Here is a 16,671-nt window from a genome sequence, read left to right as displayed (position 1 = left end):
CGTTGATAGTATAGTGTGGTCAGCGAGTGACACACAGATTCTACCCCTCATACTTCTCCGGAAGGGTAAGATGGGTATAAGCGTCAGCCCCCTTACAGTACATAACAGGCTATGCCGCCTTTTGCGGCCGGCGCTTCGAAGTGTCGGACGCAGTGCTCATTCCCCGTCCCGAAACGGAGGAACTGGTGGCTGCAGCGCTCGAGAGCACGCCACGCCGCCTGCTCGACGTAGGCACCGGCAGCGGGTGCATTGCGATAAGCCTGGCGCTGGCACTGCCCCGAAGCAGCGTAGAGGCATGGGACCTCTCGGCCGACGCCCTCGAAGTGGCGCGACGCAACGCCCGACGGCTGGGAGCGGAGGTGCGCTTTGAAATGTGTGACGTCACGGCAGCGCCGGCCGCCGGCAGACGCTTCGACCTCATTGTGAGCAATCCGCCCTACATTTGCGAAAAGGAGCGTGCCGACATGGAACGCCGCGTATCGGACTACGAACCGCACATGGCGCTCTTCGTACCCGACAACGATCCCCTGCGCTTCTACCGCGCCCTAGCCTGCCTCGGCCGCAACCGCCTTGAAAGGGGCGGAAGGCTCGTGGTGGAGGTGAACAGTGCCTACGGCCGCGAAACGGCCGCGCTTTTCAAGGCGGAAGGCTACCGCGACATATCCCTCCGGAAGGACTTATGGGGAAAAGACCGGATTGTCAGTGCCTTTTTGGAATAAATTCACACTAAAAGGCGTGGCAAATAAAAAGAAAAACGTCTTAATAAAAAGAAAAATCAAAACCGTTTCTTAACTTTGCCGCGAAAAGACGGCCGCAACAACACGGGCCGCCGCATTAGCCTTACCGGCCTTTCCGCCCGAACGGGAAAGGGTGCGGGCACTCTCCGCCAAACTGCATCAAAACATACACACGACATATAATGGACTACAACTTCAGAGAAATAGAGAAAAAGTGGCGCACGAAGTGGGCCCAGAACAAGACGTACCAGGTAGGCGAGGACACCTCGCGACCGAAATTCTACGTGCTCAACATGTTTCCCTACCCTTCGGGAGCCGGCCTGCATGTGGGACATCCACTGGGCTACATCGCCTCCGACATATATGCCCGCTACAAACGGCTGCAAGGCTTCAACGTGCTCAACCCCATGGGATATGACGCCTACGGCCTGCCTGCCGAACAATATGCCATACAGACAGGACAGCATCCGGCCGTGACAACAGTCAAGAACATTGACCGCTACCGCGAACAACTCGACAAGATAGGTTTCTCATTCGACTGGAGCCGCGAGGTACGCACCTGCGACCCGCAATATTACCATTGGACACAATGGGCCTTCCGCAAAATGTTCGGCTCATTCTACTGCAACACCTGCCAAAAGGCACAGCCCATTGAGCACCTCACGGAACACTTCGAACGTCAGGGAACGGAAGGACTCGACGCCGCCTGCTCCGAAGAACTCAGCTTCACGGCCGAACAATGGCAGGCCATGAGCGAAAAAGAACGCGAGGAAGTGCTCATGAACTACCGCATAGCCTATCTGGGCGAGACGATGGTGAACTGGTGTCCCCAACTGGGCACCGTTCTGGCCAACGACGAAGTGGTGGACGGCGTTTCGGAGCGCGGAGGATATCCGGTAGTACAAAAGAAAATGAAGCAATGGTGTCTCCGCGTATCGGCCTACGCCCAGCGCCTGCTCGACGGGCTTGACGGCATTGACTGGACCGACTCGCTCAAAGAGACGCAACGCAACTGGATAGGCCGATCGGAAGGCACGGAGATGCAGTTCCGCGTGAAAGACAGCGACGTGACATTCACCATATTCACCACACGCGCCGACACCATCTTCGGCGTAACGTTCATGGTTCTGGCGCCCGAAAGCGAACTGGTGGACCGGCTGACGACACCCGACTGCCGCGATGAAGTGACAGCTTACGTCGAAGCCACCAAAAAGCGTACCGAGCGCGAACGCATAGCCGACCGCCGCGTATCCGGTGTGTTCACCGGCTCGTATGCCGTCAACCCTTTCACCGGAGACGCCATTCCGGTATGGGTGAGCGACTACGTTCTGGCCGGCTACGGCACAGGCGCCATTATGGCCGTTCCTGCCCACGACTCCCGCGACTACGCCTTTGCCAAGCATTTCAGCCTCCCCATCATACCTCTTATCGAAGGAGCCGACGTGAGTGAGGAAAGTTTCGACGCCAAAGAGGGCACGGTGATGAACAGCCCCGCCGCCGGTAAGAACACGCTCGGCGGATTCTCTCTCAACGGTCTCAGCGTGGTCGAGGCCATAGCCGCCACCAAGCGTTTTGTAGAGGAAAACAAGCTGGGACGCGTCAAGGTCAACTTCCGTCTGCGCGACGCCATTTTCTCCCGTCAGCGCTACTGGGGAGAACCTTTCCCCGTATACTACAAGGACGGCATGCCCCGCATGGTGCCCGAAGAGTGCCTGCCACTCGAACTGCCCGAAGTATCGAAGTTCCTCCCCACGGAGAGCGGAGAGCCGCCCCTCGGCAACGCCACACAGTGGGCCTGGGACACGGAAGCCTGCCGCGTAACGGAAAACAGCCGCATCGACCATAAGACGGTATTCCCCCTCGAACTTTCCACCATGCCGGGCTTTGCCGGATCGTCAGCCTACTTCCTCCGCTACATGGACCCGCACAACGGCAGCGCGCTGCTCTCCCCACAGGCCGCCGGCTACTGGGAGAACGTCGACCTCTACATCGGCGGCTCGGAACACGCCACCGGCCATCTCATTTACAGCCGCTTCTGGAACAAGTTCCTCTTCGACCTCGGCGTTGCCGTAAAGGAAGAACCGTTCCAAAAGCTTGTCAACCAAGGCATGATACAGGGCCGTTCCAACTTCGTTTATCGCATCAAGGACACCAATACGTTCGTTTCGCTCGGCCTCAAAGGCGATTATGAGGTCACCCCCATCCATGTCGATGTCAATATCGTTCAGAACGACATTCTCGACCTCGAAGCCTTCAAAGCCTGGCGGCCGGAATACGCCGATGCCGAGTTCGTACTCGAAGACGGCAAGTACGTCTGCGGCTGGGCCATCGAAAAAATGTCGAAGTCAATGTACAACGTCGTCAACCCCGACATGATCGTAGAGAAATACGGCGCCGACACCCTGCGACTCTACGAAATGTTCCTCGGCCCCATCAACCAAAGCAAGCCCTGGGACTCCAACGGCATAGACGGCTGCTTCCGCTTCCTGCGCAAGGCATGGAACCTGTTCTTCACCAAGGAAAGCGCACCGGCCGCTACGGACAACGCCCCCACAAAAGACAACCTCAAGACACTCCACAAGCTCATCAAAAAGGTAACGGAGGACATCGAGGTGTTCTCATACAACACGAGCGTGCCGGCCTTCATGATTGCCGTAGGCGAACTGGACAAGCAAAAATGCACTTCACGGGCCGTACTCGAAACATTAGTCATACTGCTCGCGCCCTTTGCGCCCCACATCGCCGAAGAGCTGTGGCAGCAACTGGGACACACCACCAGTGTGTGTGACGCCCGATGGCCGGAATTTGACGAGCAACATCTCAAGGAGGACAACGTGACGATGAGCGTTTCCTTCAACGGAAAAACCCGCTTTACACTCGACTTCCCCGCCGATGCCGGCAAGGATGCCGTGGAACAGGCCGTCATGGCTTCGGAGCAGACAAAAAAATACCTCGAAGGCATGCAGGTGGTAAAAGTCATCGTCGTACCCGGCAAGATTGTCAACATCGTTGTGAAAAAAGCCTGAACCGTTTTAACGCCATAACCCACCTACAGCCGTGCGTCTCACCCTCGTTCCCATTGGCGGTCTCTGCAACCGCCTGCGCGTAGTCCTGTCGGCCTTGAGCCTGGCGCGCGACACCCACTGCGCCGTCAGCGTGGAGTGGGGCAACGACAAAGAATGCGGCGCATGGTTTGACGAACTCTTCGAGCCCACCGGCGGCGCCCGGCCCCATATTGTGCGCCGCCGGTGGTGGGCCGCCGTCTCCAGCCAGCGCAATCTTCATCTGCCCGGCCTCGTCCGCCTGTTGGCGGGATACACGTATCAGAGCTGCCACAAAAGTCCTCCGACCGATGACGTCCTGCGGCCTCTCATACGGAAATACCGCCGCGCCTATCTGGCCTCCGGCTATCAGCTTTGCCCCTACGGCCGCGAAGAGCTGGCCCGCCTGCAACCGCTGCCTCACCTGCGGCGGCGCATTGCCGAGCTGACCGAAGGCTTTGCCCACTACACCGTAGGCGTGCACATCCGCCGCACTGACAACACGCAGAGCATTGCCGGCAGTCCGACAGAGGCTTTCCGCCGCGCCATGGAGGCAGAGATTGCGCGCAACTTCAACGTGCGCTTTTTTCTGGCTACCGATGACGAAGACCTCAAACGCCGCCTGACACAGGACTATCCCGACCGCGTTATCACACAAACCACCGATGTGCGCCGCGACACCCTTCGCGGCATGGAAGAAGCGGTGGTGGACCTATGGTGCCTGGCCGCAACGCGCAAACTGCTGGCCAGCTACTGGTCGTCGTTCTCCGACACTGCCGCCGAACTGGGCAACATTCCCGTGGAAGTAGTGCGCGACGACTCCTCCCATCCGCCGGCCTGACAACACCGTCAGAAAAGAAAAAACTACAGATCCGCAATAAAAAACACCTATAAACAGTTACACAGCCCCATACACACCATGGCACTCAAAATCAAACTCACGTTCTTTCAGGATTTCCGCGACTACCTCATCATCACCTTCGGCCTGTTGCTCTACGCCCTGGGATTCACCTGCTTTCAGTTGCCCTACGAAATCACCACAGGCGGCCTGGCCGGCGCCGGCGCCGTTATTTTCTATGCCACCGGTTTTCTGGTGCAGTACACCTTCTTCATGGTCAACATCATCCTTCTGGCCATCGCCCTCAAGGTGTTGGGCTGGAAGTTCTGCGTGAAAACCATCTATGCCGTATTCTTGCTCACCTTCCTGCTGGGCATCACTCAGGAAATAATGAAAGAAGTGGCCCTCACCCATCCCGACATGTTTTATGTCAACCCCAAAAGCGGGCTGCCGCAGGTGGTGAAGGACAACATCTTCATGTCGTGCATTCTGGGCGCCGCCGTGGAGGGCATCGGCCTGGGCCTTGTGTTCCTTAGCAACGGCTCGAGCGGCGGAACGGACATTATCGCCTCCATCATCAACAAATATAAAGACGTGACGCTCGGACAGATGATGATGCTCTGCGACCTTACCATCATCACCTCAAGCCTGCTGCTGCCCACAGGCAGTATCGACAAACTGCTCTACGGATACTGCACGCTCATCATCACCAACCTCCTGCTCGACTACGTTGTGGACCGCGGCCGGCAGTCGGTCCAGTTCTTCATCTTCTCGCTGAAATATGACGAGATTGCCGCCGCCATCAACGAAATGCACCGCGGCGTGACCGTGCTCAACGGGCAGGGATGGTACACCAAGCACGAACGCAAGGTGCTCGTGGTACTGGCCAAGAAGAACGAGAGCACCAACATTTTCCGGATTATCCAAAACATCGACCCGGGCGCCTTCGTGTCGCAGTCGAAAGTCATCGGTGTGTTCGGTTACGGCTTCGACAAGATAAAGGTAAAGGCTGACAAAAAATAACCTGTCGCTCCCCCGAACGCATCGGGACATACATTTTCAGCATCCTGCCGGAATTTTTCCAAGCGAGAATCCCGGCAGGATGCCGCATTTTCAAACCAAGCGCCCAAACCACTGAAGGCCAAGGGGAAAAGACGCATAAAAAAACATAGTATTTCTTTCAGAAAAAACATTACTTGGAATTTGAAAAGCATTACTTGAAATTCAAATTCCAATACGGACTTTTTTCACCTTAAAATCACCACGAAAAAAACAGTGCATGCGCCATGCTTTTCAGCGCCTGAAAACCGGTGGCAGACGGCACGCCGGCTTTCCCGCAGCCGGAAAGAAAAACACACCGGCCATCTGCCGGCCCACCCCCGCGGACACATCAGTCATACCCCACCGACACCATGAAAAAACACGAATGTTAAAAAACAGGAGAAAAGTGCTTCGCTTTTCGTCCAATCCGTTACAAATGCTTATTTTTACGACCGAAAGTATAAAAAAGCACCTATTATTTTACGTTATTCACTCTAATTTGAAAAGTATGAAGAAAATCTACTCTTTTCTGCTGGTACTCCTTGCCTTCGCAACCGGAATGCCGACAACAAAAGCGGCCGACATCCTCGTTGATCTGGGTACGGCGGTTGCAGACCTGAGCCAGTTACAGGAAGGCTCCAAGGTCGTGTTCTACAACAACGGCCGACAGGGCTATCTGATGGAGAGCAACGACAACACGCTCGGCCTGCGCCAGCTGGAAACCGGCACACCGGCTTCAGGAGCATTCATCTGGACCGTGACCAACCTACAGCAAACGGCAGGCGGCGTGCAGTTCCAACTGGCAGGCGCCAGCGGCGGCAAAATGTCGAACTTCAGCGGCAACCCCCTCAAGGCCACTACTGCAGCCGGCAGCGAGGCAGGCACTTTCACCGTCACCGTGAGCGACGCGGCCAACGGCCTTTTCAACATTGCCGATGCCAACGGCCAGTATTTCAACGGCAACCCTGTGGCGCAGGGCGGTGAGAACTTCGTTGGCTGGGGAGCGACAGGAGGCAACTCCAATTATAAGATTTACCTTCCCGAAATAGAAAACAAACTCACTGTTCCGGTAACGTTCTACTGTGTAGACCAGGCCACGGGAAGCCCCATCCAGACTGCCAGCCAGACTGACCTCGTCATCACAGCTTTAGTTGTGCCCGGCGATACGGTGGCATTCCCCACACACGCCTCGCTGCAATATTACACCCTCACGGAATATGACGCACCCGACGGCGACACTTACGCCGCCGGCACCCCTTTCGTCCTCGACGAGACAACCGAAGAAAGCGTTGACTTCACCCTCTATTATGAGGCATGGCCCACTGTCACCATCAACTGCGTCACGGGCAACGGAGCCGATGCGGAACTGTTCTTCACCAAGACCGTCCGTCTGGAAAAAGGCAGCATCCTGACTCTGCCCACCGCCAGTGAAATCGGCCGCGGCTATAAACTGCTCACCACCGACTACAACGACTATACTGTAACACAGGACGAAGTCATCACACTGGTTTACGAAAAAGTGGAAGTGCCCCTTCCGGTAAAGACAACGACGATTGCCGACGGCCAGTTTGCCGAAGGCACCACCTTCTACAACATGAAGTCCAACGGCTGGTATGCCTATGCACAGCCCGCTGAGGCTCAGGTGAAAATGGCCCAGTCCGTTGACCAGAACATGGCCGACAACTTCCAGTGGGCTTTCGTAAGAGGTGAGGAAGGCAGTGTTGTCATCTACAACAAGGCACGCGGTGCCGGCGTGGCCGTGACGGCCGCCAACAGCAACGAGGCCACACCTATTCTGATGAGCGAAATCACCGACGGGGTCAACGCCTATTTCGAGTTTAAGGACAACGGCGACGGCTTCAACCTCGTTTATCAGGGTACGCCTCACGCCAGCATCTCACGCCACGGCGGCGGACAAAACACCGACCTGAAATTCTGGAACAACGCCGGTTCGCTCAACGATGCCAACTGCCGCTTCGTGTTCGAAAGAGTGCTCACCGATGAGGAAATACAGGCACAGGAAGACAGCGCTGCACTGGTGCGCTACGCCCAATACACTTACACCGAGGACTGCGTAGGAGGCTACACCGCCACCCAGCTGGCCGCCATCAAGGATGCCGTGGCCAAGAAAGACCTCGAGGCCTGCGCAGCAGCCGTTGAACTGCTTGCCGGCGAAGAGACCATTGCCTTCGACCCCGACAAGGCCTACTACATTCTGAGCGCTTACCGCGACTTCACCGTGGCACAGCCTGAAAAGACCATGGCCATGGCGGCCAGCGCCACCGACTCTCTGATATGGAACAACCTCACGGCCGATGACGCTCATTACAAGTGGGTGTTCACCGCCGCCAGCGACACGACCTACACCATCAGCAACGCCGCCAACGCCAAGAGCATCGTCAGCTTCCGCTTCGGACAGAACGCCGTTCTCGAAGGCGTAGTCAAGAATATTGTTCCCGTTGAGGGCGAAGTGGCCGTAGGCGAAAAAGCCCCCTTCCAGATCATAGCGTCCGAAGTGGCCCCCGCCTCCTTCCGCCTCGTTCACAAATACTCTAACGACATCGTGACACTGAGCACCAACTACGGCGGCAATCCCCGCTGCACCGACCCGACAGCCGAACAGGGCACCATCACGACCTACAACACCGAGAACATTGAGGTGGTAGGCAACATCTGGCGCCTCAAACCCGCCGGAGCCATTCCTACCGGCATCGGCAACGCCACTGCCGGCGAAACCGACAGCAACGAGGCCGTTTACGACCTCAGCGGCCGCCGCGTGACGAAGCTCCAAAAGGGTATCTACATCAAAGGCGGCAAGAAAATCCTCGTGAAATAACCCCGCACACAACGGAAAATATCCAACAGAGAACGGGCGCAACTTGTTAAGGTTGCGCCCGTTCTCTGTTAATAAAAACAATAGAAGTCCTCAAACGCTGGGCAGAGAATGCCCGTTGATCTTCCGGTAAAGGTCGAGAGCATAAACATCGGTCATGCCCGAAACGTAGTCAAGAACAGCCATGAGGCGGTCTGCCAGCCTTGGCGAACGGAGCTGGTATTGCGCCGACACCTGCCCCAGAAGCAAGCGGCTGTAAGCCTTTTCGGGCGCCAGCACAGCCTCAACCATCAGTTCCAAAAGGGTGTAGATGATGCGATAACCGGCCAGGTCGATGTCCGTCACTTCCTTACACGAATAAATGCGGTGGCGTGCCACCGCCTCGCAGCGGCGGTAAGCCGTCAGGAGCAAAGGCGGAAGGCGGTCGATGAGCGATCCCTCGAACGTCCCAGCCAGAATCTCGGCCTCATGTGTCATGAATACCTCCACACAAGCCTGCTCCAAGGCATTAATCACACAAGAGCGGTAGTAAGCTATTTTATCGCCCGGGTCCGTTGCATCGGGATAAGCCTCCATCAGTCGCCCGCGGGCCTCCTCGCTATAAAAGCCGAGCAACAGCCCGATGGTTTCATCGGCCGACAGAAGACGCAGTTTATAGGCGTCCTCTATATCCATTATCTCGTAGCAAATGTCATCGGCGGCCTCTACAAGAAAAACCAGCGGATGGCGCACACCACGCAGACTGCCGTCGGCCTCCTGCCGCAAAGGCATGCCCAGTTCCTCGGCAATGCGCATGTAAATGCCGGTTTCAGACTCAAAAAAGCCGAACTTGCACTTGCCCGCCGGAGCGGCCGTGGAGGAGAAGGGATACTTCACGATGGCAGCCAGGGTACTGTAAGTCATCACGTAACCGCCGCGGCGCCGGCCTTCGAACTGATGCGTGAGCAGGCGGAAGGTGTTGGCGTTACCGTCGAAGCGGGTAATGTCGGCCCACTGCACATCATTCAGGCGCTCGCCGTCAGCCGAGACGTACTCCTTCAGACGGGCGCCGGCTCCTTCCGAAAAATAAGAACGTATGGCCCGTTCGCCACTGTGGCCGAAAGGCGGGTTGCCCAAGTCATGGGCCAGACAAGCCGCCGAAACAATGGCTCCCAGCGGCTGAACGTCTGACTCCGAGAGTTCAGGATGGCGGGCAAGGAGCTCACGGCTCACATCCGTTCCCAAAGAACGCCCCACGCTCGACACCTCCAGGCTGTGGGTGAGCCGGTTGTGAACAAACACGCTGCCGGGAAGGGGAAATACCTGCGTTTTATTCTGCATGCGGCGAAAAGGAGCCGAAAATATGAGCCGGTCAAAATCGCGCTGAAACTCAGTGCGCCGCTCGGTAGCGGCACGATGGGTGTCCTCTTTGCCCAGACGCTTGGAGGATATGAGTTGTTTCCAATTCATGGTCATTGACATTTTTCGTAAAACAGAGAAGAAAAACTAACGGGCGGGACAGGGTAGGGGAAAGCCGCGAAGCAGAACCGACACCTCCGCATTGCGGCAACCACCATGCCATCCTGTCGACTCACCGGCCGCATTTCGCCACAAAATTACGTCAAAAAAAGTTGCCCGTCATTTCTTTTCAGATTTTTTCTGACTTTATATGCTTGAAATTGCGTACTTTTGCCCACTAAAACTGTATGCCGAAAACATCATGAAAATAAATATCGTCAACCGCTCCCGACACCCGTTGCCCGCCTATGCCACCCCGCTGAGCGCCGGTATGGACCTACGCGCCAGCCTCGAGGCGCCCGTCACACTACCGCCTCTTGGCAGATGCCTCATACCCACAGGATTACATATAGCCCTGCCGGCAGGTTATGAGGCACAGGTGCGGCCACGATCCGGACTGGCTCTGAAAAAAGGCATCGGCCTGCTCAACAGCCCCGGAACCATCGATGCCGACTACCGCGGCGAGATTGGCGTCATCATGGTGAACCTCTCGACAGAAGAATTCATCATCAACGACGGTGACCGCATTGCCCAGCTGGTGGTGGCACGTCACGAAACCGTAGAGTGGCAACCCGCGGAGGTCCTCGACAGCACAGAGCGTGGCGAAGGCGGTTTCGGCCACACAGGCAAAGAATAAGACAACGCCCGACAAAGAACTCCCAATATTCCCCGGCAAACGCCGCCTCCAACCGGCGGCCGGAAAAAACAGGCCGGTCATCAAAATGCAACCACGACACATCACATACCTCATACTCGCCGCCCTGCTGCCCCTTCTGACAGCCTGTAAAGGCAGCCGGAGTGCGGCCGGAACCACCGACCCCATCATGCCGGGCCGGACGCTTTCCTACGAAGACAGCCGCCGCTTCGACGCCTACTTTCTGGAGAGCCTGCGCCAACGCGAAAAAGGCAATTACGACGCGCAGTACGAACTGCTAACGCGCGCCCTCGCCGTCAATCCCGATGCTGCCGAAGCACTTTATGAAACCGCACTGCTGAAACTCTCCTTCGGCGGTTTCGATGACACCACCCACCGGGCCGAGGGCGAAGCCATGCTCCACCGGGCCGTGGCACTGGCTCCCGACAACCCGACCTACAAGGAAACGCTGGCCAACCAAATGGCGCGCGAAGGCAACTACGCAGGAGCCATCAACCTCTACAAGACCATGGTGCAACACCACCCGACAACCGACAACATCACCGCACTGATAGCGCTACAGGAGGAGTCGGCCGACTTTGCCGGAGCCATAGAGAGCATCACCCGCCTTGAAGAGATAGAAGGAAAAAACGAACGCTACAGCCTTGAGAAATTCCGCCTCTACACCCAACTGGGCGACAACGAACACGCCTACGCCGCCATAGAAGACCTCTGCGCCGAATATCCCGGCGACCTGCGTTACCGCGTACTCATGGGCGATCTTTACCAGCAAAACGGCTACAACGAAATGGCACTGGCCATCTACCGCGATGTGCTGGCCGTAGAGCCGGACAACGCATACGGGCAGATATCGCTGCTGGCCTACTATAAAAAAATAGGGCAGGATTCCCTCTACCATGCCCTCGTAGAGGAAGTGGTGCTCAACCCCGCAGCCACCGGCGAAGCCAAAACCGAAGCCCTGCGCGGCTACATGGCCGACAACCTGCAGGCAGGAGCCGACAGCACCGCCGTGATGCGACTTTTCAGCCGGGCACTGGCCATGCCGCAGGAAAACCGCTCGCTGGCCGAACTCTGCGTCTACTACATGATGATGCGCGGAATGCCTGAAAAGGACATAAAACCCGTACTTGAAAAGCTCCTCGAAACAGAGCCCGACTACACTCCGGCACGCATGTCGCTGCTCAACATCCTGCTCAAGAAGGGCGACATGAAAGCCGTGGCGCGCCTCTGCCACGACGGGGCACTCTACAATCCGGCCGAGCCCGTGTTCTATTACTATGAAGCGGCAGCGCTCATGCAGAACGAACAAAACGCCGAAGCGCTGGAGCGCCTGCAGCGCGGCGAAGAATACATCGGCGAGGACACCGACCGCGAATTTGCGTCCGACTACCAGTCCATGCTCGGCGACCTCTACCACGCCACAGGGGACACCCGGCAAGCCTTTTCCGCCTATGAGAAAGCGCTCGGAATGAAGAGCGACAACATCATGTGTCTCAACAACTACGCCTACTTCCTGTCGCTCACTGGCGAACGTCTCGACGACGCAGCAACCATGAGCCGGCGAACAGTGGAGGCCGAACCGGACAACGCCACCTACCTCGACACCTACGCCTGGATACTCCACGCACAACGCAACTACCGGGAGGCGCGTACCTACATTGACCGCGCACTCGAAAAGACACCTGAAGAAAAAGGCAATGCCAGCATATTCGACCACGCCGGCGACATCTACTACCGCTGCGGCGAACGCACTCAAGCTGTCAGATTCTGGGTGAAAGCCCTGAGCCTTTACGAAACGGCGAAAGAACGTGCCGCCGTGCGCAACAAAGTGAAACGCCGGCGTCTATAACTCCCATACATCCCGCCACCCGCCCGTCCGGAACAAACAGGCATTCCTTTTAGGAAAAGTCCGTATTACAATTTAAATTCCAAGTATTGCTTTTTAAATTCCAAGTAACGTTTTTGAAAGCCTCATGAAACCCATCATCGCCCTCCTGCTCACAGCCCTTACTCTCACGGCCTGTCATTCCTCGAAGAACCTGACAAAAACTCCCGCACCTTCCACGTCCGACACATCCGCATCGGCAGGCGAGGCCATGAGCGCCGCCGCCACCGAATTTGCCGGACGCATCGCGGCCACCAGCCAGAAGGCCTCCACCCTCACGGCCAAAATAAACATGGACCTCAACGCACTCGGCAAAAACGTCAGTGTGGGCGGTTCGCTCAAAATGAAGAAAGACGACGTCGTACAGCTGTCGCTCAGTTTCCTAGGCTTCGAAGTAGGCCGCCTTGAGTTCACCCCCACAAGCGTACTCATCGTGGACCGCGTGAACAAGCAGTACGTGCGCACCGGCTACGACCAAGTGGGATTCCTCAATCAGGCCAACCTCGACTTCTACACCCTGCAGGCCCTCTTCTGGGGCGAGCTGTTCATTCCCGGCCAGCACCCGCTCACCACCCCCGGCCGCTTCCGCCTGTCCGAAGCCGGCGACCACACCCTCCTCTCGCTCACCGATTCCCCGTGGCTGGAATATTCCTTTCTGGCTGCCACCAAAACGGCCCTAGTGGATCGCGTGAACATACAAGGCAAAAACGCGGCCGACAAAGGCACCTTCACCTGGCGCTACGGCAACCGCACCACCGTGGGCGGACAGCCCTTTCCCACTACGATGGCCTGCAACGTGAGCGGCATAGGCAAGGACATGAGCTTCAGTCTCACCCTCTCACGACTCAACAACGACTCCGGATGGACGACACGCACAGCCCTATCCGACAAATACACCCGCCGCGAGGCCGACGACATTCTGGGCAGGCTCCTCAGCCTGTGACACGCCGGAAGGAATGCCGCGCCGGCACCGGAAAGCACCCAAAACATAACCTCACTCCCACATAACCCACAATGTCCATACATATCCTGTCGAAAACACTCCTGACAATAATATTGCTCGCTGCCGGCCTCACTGCCGGCGCGCAAACCAACAGCCGCATCAAGCAACTGCAAAAGCAGAGCACAACGCTGAAGAAACAGATAGCCGACTCCGAAAAGCTCCTGCGCTCGACAAAAAAAGACGTCAGCTCGCAGCTCAACAATCTGGCTATACTCAACGGACAGATTGACGAACAGCAAAAAATAGTGACCGGCTACGAAGAAGAAGCCGCCGGACTGGCACGCGACATCAACGGGCTGGAAAAACAGATAGCCACCCTTACGGCCGAACTCGCCGCCTGCAAGCACAAATACCGCCGCGCCGTGCTCTACATGAACCGCAACCGCCTCATGCAAAACAAATGGGGCTTTATCCTCATGTCGGAAAACTTCCGCCAGATGTACCGCCGCATGCGCTACGCCGCCAACTATTCGAAATACCTCAAGGTGCAGGGCGAAGCCATCAGGAAAAAAGAAACAGCCCTGCGGGCAAAACAGCAACAGCTTGCCACAACCAAACGCGACAAAGACCTGGCACTGGCCGACGCACGCCAGCAGCAAACCGCCCTCAAAGGACAAAAGGAACAGCGGCAAACGGTTATCGACGAACTCAACAAGAGACAAAAACAGCTCAACAGCTCCATAGCCCAACAACGCAAGAAATACACCACCCTCAACGCCAACATAGAACGCCTCATACAGCAGGAAATAGCCGCCGCCGAAGCGCGGCGCAAAAAGGCTGAGGCCGAACGGCGCGCCGCCGAAGAACGCAGACGCAAGGAACGCGAAGCGCGCGAAAAGGCCGAAGCCGCCCGGCGGGCACGTGAAAAATCGTCAGCCTCAAAGAAAACACCGGCCAAAACAGGCAAGAAAACGCCCGCCAAGCCCGAACCGCGTTACGAGAAAGAAGACAATACCGACCGTACTGTCTCGTCAGGCTTCAGGGCCAACCGCGGACGCCTGCCCGTGCCCATCACCGGTTCCTACGCCGTAACAAGCCGCTACGGACAATACAACGTCGACGGGCTCAAAGGCGTGACGCTCGACAGCAAAGGCATCAACCTCACCGGACAGCCGGGCGCCAAGGCACGCTGCGTCTACGAGGGCGAAGTGTCGGCCGTAGCCAACATCGGCGGGTCATACATCGTCATCGTGCGCCACGGCGGCTATTATTCCGTCTACAGCAACCTCTCCGGCGTGTCAGTGCGCCGCGGACAGCAGGTAAACACCCGGCAGACACTGGGCAACGTGGCGCGCGACGCCGCTGGCAACTGCACCCTCCACTTCCAGCTGCGGCAGAAAAACGGCAACACCGCCACACACATCAATCCCCTGCCATGGCTGGCGCGATGAGCCGGCGCAACCGAAAACAGGGAACAGCCCAGCCACAAAGAGACAAAGTTTCTAAAACTTTATGCCTCAAACGCTTGGCCGTATGCGCAGAAGTCCTTAACTTTGCACCCGCTAAAAAGCACATTAGTACAATTAATTAATTTATCTACATCATGTATTTAGATTCTGCAAAGAAGCAAGAGATCTTTGGACAGTACGGAAAGTCTAACACGGATACCGGCTCCGCCGAGAGCCAGGTGGCCTTGTTCTCATACCGTATTTCCCACTTGACGGAGCACATGAGAGCCAACCGTAAAGATCATACCACCGAACGCGCTCTCGTTAAACTGGTAGGTAAGCGCCGCGCCCTCCTCAACTACCTCAAGGACCGCGACATTGAGCGTTACCGTGCCATCATCAAGGCCCTCGGCCTCCGCAAGTAAGGCAAAGACCTTTTCCTTACGTACGAACTACAAGCTCCCACAAGCATACGTTGCTTGCGGGAGCTTGTAGTTCTACGCCAAAAGACAGAAGCCGCAACACCAGCCGGCAAAATAACGAAAACATATCTGAAAAAATAATTATCTGAAAAGACTTTTTAATCATTTTTAATCCGTAACTTTGTCACCGGCTTCCATGAATTCGTCCTCCCGTTTCAACAAAGGCACAAAATGTCTGATGAGAAGCAGAGGGGACCCCACGCCGAACGCCACAGGCGGGAAAGAGGCGGGAAAAAGGAGCCATGACATACAAAAAGGCGTTTATCACGCGCTTGTCTCTTGACACTTGGAAATCTTGCAAATTTACCACAGGTATTGTCAGAGAAAAGCAACGATGGATGTCCTCGGGATGTGCATATATATCCCCCTGTCTGCATTGCAGCCCCAGCCATGCCTCACTCAAGGGACATGCGTTACTGCTTTGCAGACTATGGGGAGGATTATATTCATATCGGCGTGGGCTCTGTGTTGCTCGTTCTTACAATATCGGGCAATGCAAGAGCCTCCAGGTGTGGGACGAGTAACGATACAGTTCTCACGCTTTTTTTGTACTATAACTTCAATACAGAATTTGCCTATTGGAGAACTGGTGGCGCATTTTATCAAAAATGAAGAAACACAAAATTCATTCGCTTCTGTTGGCTGCCTTGTTGCCACTTGTTCCCTGCAAGGTCATTGCGAGAGACATTTCATTCGGTATCAGCTCTCACTCCGGGAACTTCTGGGGCAGCATCGTACAGACACCTGTATTATTAATCAACCAGATATTGGGATTAGGCAACGGTGGCTTCAGTTATGACTGGCTCAGAGTAAAGGACCAGCAAGGAAAAATAAAGGTAGATAACGGCAAGTACTTCGGCTTTAAGAGCAGAGATGTGTTCAATAACTTCGGCTACGGCATCACTATTGGCTACCAACCGAAATTCTCCATTCTCGGCATATTCCTCAACGGAGAATACAATTTCCGCCAATTCGGCATGCAGCCCAACAGAAATCTGGACTACATGGAACGGTACAAGTCAAGCAGCTGGTCAGCAGGAGCCATCCTGCGCGCAAGCATTCCCTTGAACGATGATGACGAACACATCATCTTTCTTGAAATGGGTACGAAATACAACAAGATATTCAGTTGCAAGGGACCATTCGACAACGCCAAAGAGCAATTCGGTAACGGGCTTTCCACGAGTTTCGGCCTCGGCGTCCGCTTTAAGGAAAGATGGGGTCAAGCCGAAATTCCGGTGCATTTGTTAAAATTCGAGAGCTGAAATGTT

11 protein-coding genes and 1 pseudogene are annotated in these 16,671 nt (G+C 56.1%); 11 read left to right on the top strand and 1 reads right to left on the bottom strand.

Translation table 11 applies throughout. The features are described from left to right. Positions 1-98 precede the first annotated feature (98 nt). The 5 genes and pseudogenes from prmC to C5S62_RS07505 form a co-directional block, all read left to right on the top strand. Positions 99-719: pseudogene (gene prmC, locus C5S62_RS07530) on the top strand (peptide chain release factor N(5)-glutamine methyltransferase); the annotation flags it as partial. A gap of 200 nt (positions 720-919) precedes the next feature. Further along, positions 920-3,763, top strand: a complete 2,844-nt coding sequence (leuS, locus tag C5S62_RS07525; protein ID WP_104404764.1) for a leucine--tRNA ligase — start codon at positions 920-922, stop codon at positions 3,761-3,763. Positions 3,764-3,974: 211 nt separating this feature from the next. Further along, positions 3,975-4,619, top strand: a complete 645-nt coding sequence (locus tag C5S62_RS07520; protein WP_133159534.1) for a hypothetical protein — start codon at positions 3,975-3,977, stop codon at positions 4,617-4,619. 78 nt (positions 4,620-4,697) lie between these two features. Next, the gene (locus tag C5S62_RS07515; protein WP_104404762.1) at positions 4,698-5,639 is read left to right on the top strand and encodes a YitT family protein; all 942 of its coding nucleotides are present in this window, start codon (positions 4,698-4,700) and stop codon (positions 5,637-5,639) included. 526 nt (positions 5,640-6,165) lie between these two features. Then, positions 6,166-8,493 (top strand): hypothetical protein, encoded by a 2,328-nt coding sequence (locus C5S62_RS07505; RefSeq protein WP_133159533.1) that lies wholly within the window; start codon positions 6,166-6,168, stop codon positions 8,491-8,493. A 90-nt stretch (positions 8,494-8,583) separates the two neighbouring features. On the opposite strand, the gene dgt is transcribed toward C5S62_RS07505, so the two are convergent. Next, positions 8,584-9,939 carry a dGTP triphosphohydrolase gene (gene dgt / locus C5S62_RS07500; protein ID WP_104404767.1) on the bottom strand — a complete coding sequence of 452 codons (1,356 nt, stop codon included), beginning with the start codon at positions 9,937-9,939 and terminating at the stop codon, positions 8,584-8,586. Between the two features lie 250 nt (positions 9,940-10,189). On the opposite strand from dgt, the gene dut reads away from it, so the two are divergent. The 6 genes from dut to C5S62_RS07470 all read left to right on the top strand — a co-directional run bounded on the left by dut (position 10,190) and on the right by C5S62_RS07470 (position 16,665). After that, complete coding sequence (dut, locus tag C5S62_RS07495; protein ID WP_104404759.1) at positions 10,190-10,624, top strand: dUTP diphosphatase; 435 nt, start codon at positions 10,190-10,192, stop codon at positions 10,622-10,624. Further along, positions 10,587-12,491, top strand: a complete 1,905-nt coding sequence (locus C5S62_RS07490) for a tetratricopeptide repeat protein (protein WP_104404758.1) — start codon at positions 10,587-10,589, stop codon at positions 12,489-12,491. Before dut ends, C5S62_RS07490 begins: the two co-directional genes overlap by 38 nt. 124 nt (positions 12,492-12,615) lie before the next feature. Next, positions 12,616-13,470 (top strand): DUF4292 domain-containing protein, encoded by an 855-nt coding sequence (locus tag C5S62_RS07485; protein ID WP_104404757.1) that lies wholly within the window; start codon positions 12,616-12,618, stop codon positions 13,468-13,470. A 71-nt stretch (positions 13,471-13,541) separates the two neighbouring features. Continuing rightward, positions 13,542-14,921, top strand: a complete 1,380-nt coding sequence (locus C5S62_RS07480) for a murein hydrolase activator EnvC (RefSeq protein ID WP_223301181.1) — start codon at positions 13,542-13,544, stop codon at positions 14,919-14,921. A 152-nt stretch (positions 14,922-15,073) separates the two neighbouring features. Then, positions 15,074-15,343, top strand: a complete 270-nt coding sequence (gene rpsO, locus C5S62_RS07475; RefSeq protein WP_104404756.1) for a 30S ribosomal protein S15 — start codon at positions 15,074-15,076, stop codon at positions 15,341-15,343. Positions 15,344-16,008: 665 nt separating this feature from the next. Then, positions 16,009-16,665 carry a hypothetical protein gene (locus C5S62_RS07470; protein ID WP_104404755.1) on the top strand — a complete coding sequence of 219 codons (657 nt, stop codon included), beginning with the start codon at positions 16,009-16,011 and terminating at the stop codon, positions 16,663-16,665. Positions 16,666-16,671 lie beyond the last annotated feature (6 nt).

Source organism: Prevotella sp. MGM2 (assembly GCF_002933955.1).
In the GTDB taxonomy this organism is placed as follows: domain Bacteria; phylum Bacteroidota; class Bacteroidia; order Bacteroidales; family Bacteroidaceae; genus Alloprevotella.
This window is presented reverse-complemented; position numbering and strand designations above follow the sequence as displayed.

Bases quoted from the DNA above. Each gene is read 5' to 3' on its own strand.
- leuS (WP_104404764.1), top strand. From the start codon at position 920: ATGGACTACAACTTCAGAGAAATAGAGAAAAAGTGGCGCACGAAGTGG.
- C5S62_RS07515 (WP_104404762.1), top strand. From the start codon at position 4,698: ATGGCACTCAAAATCAAACTCACGTTCTTTCAGGATTTCCGCGACTAC.
- C5S62_RS07505 (WP_133159533.1), top strand. From the start codon at position 6,166: ATGAAGAAAATCTACTCTTTTCTGCTGGTACTCCTTGCCTTCGCAACC.
- dgt (WP_104404767.1), bottom strand. From the start codon at position 9,939: ATGAATTGGAAACAACTCATATCCTCCAAGCGTCTGGGCAAAGAGGAC.
- dut (WP_104404759.1), top strand. From the start codon at position 10,190: ATGAAAATAAATATCGTCAACCGCTCCCGACACCCGTTGCCCGCCTAT.
- C5S62_RS07485 (WP_104404757.1), top strand. From the start codon at position 12,616: ATGAAACCCATCATCGCCCTCCTGCTCACAGCCCTTACTCTCACGGCC.
- C5S62_RS07480 (WP_223301181.1), top strand. From the start codon at position 13,542: ATGTCCATACATATCCTGTCGAAAACACTCCTGACAATAATATTGCTC.
- rpsO (WP_104404756.1), top strand. From the start codon at position 15,074: ATGTATTTAGATTCTGCAAAGAAGCAAGAGATCTTTGGACAGTACGGA.
- C5S62_RS07470 (WP_104404755.1), top strand. From the start codon at position 16,009: ATGAAGAAACACAAAATTCATTCGCTTCTGTTGGCTGCCTTGTTGCCA.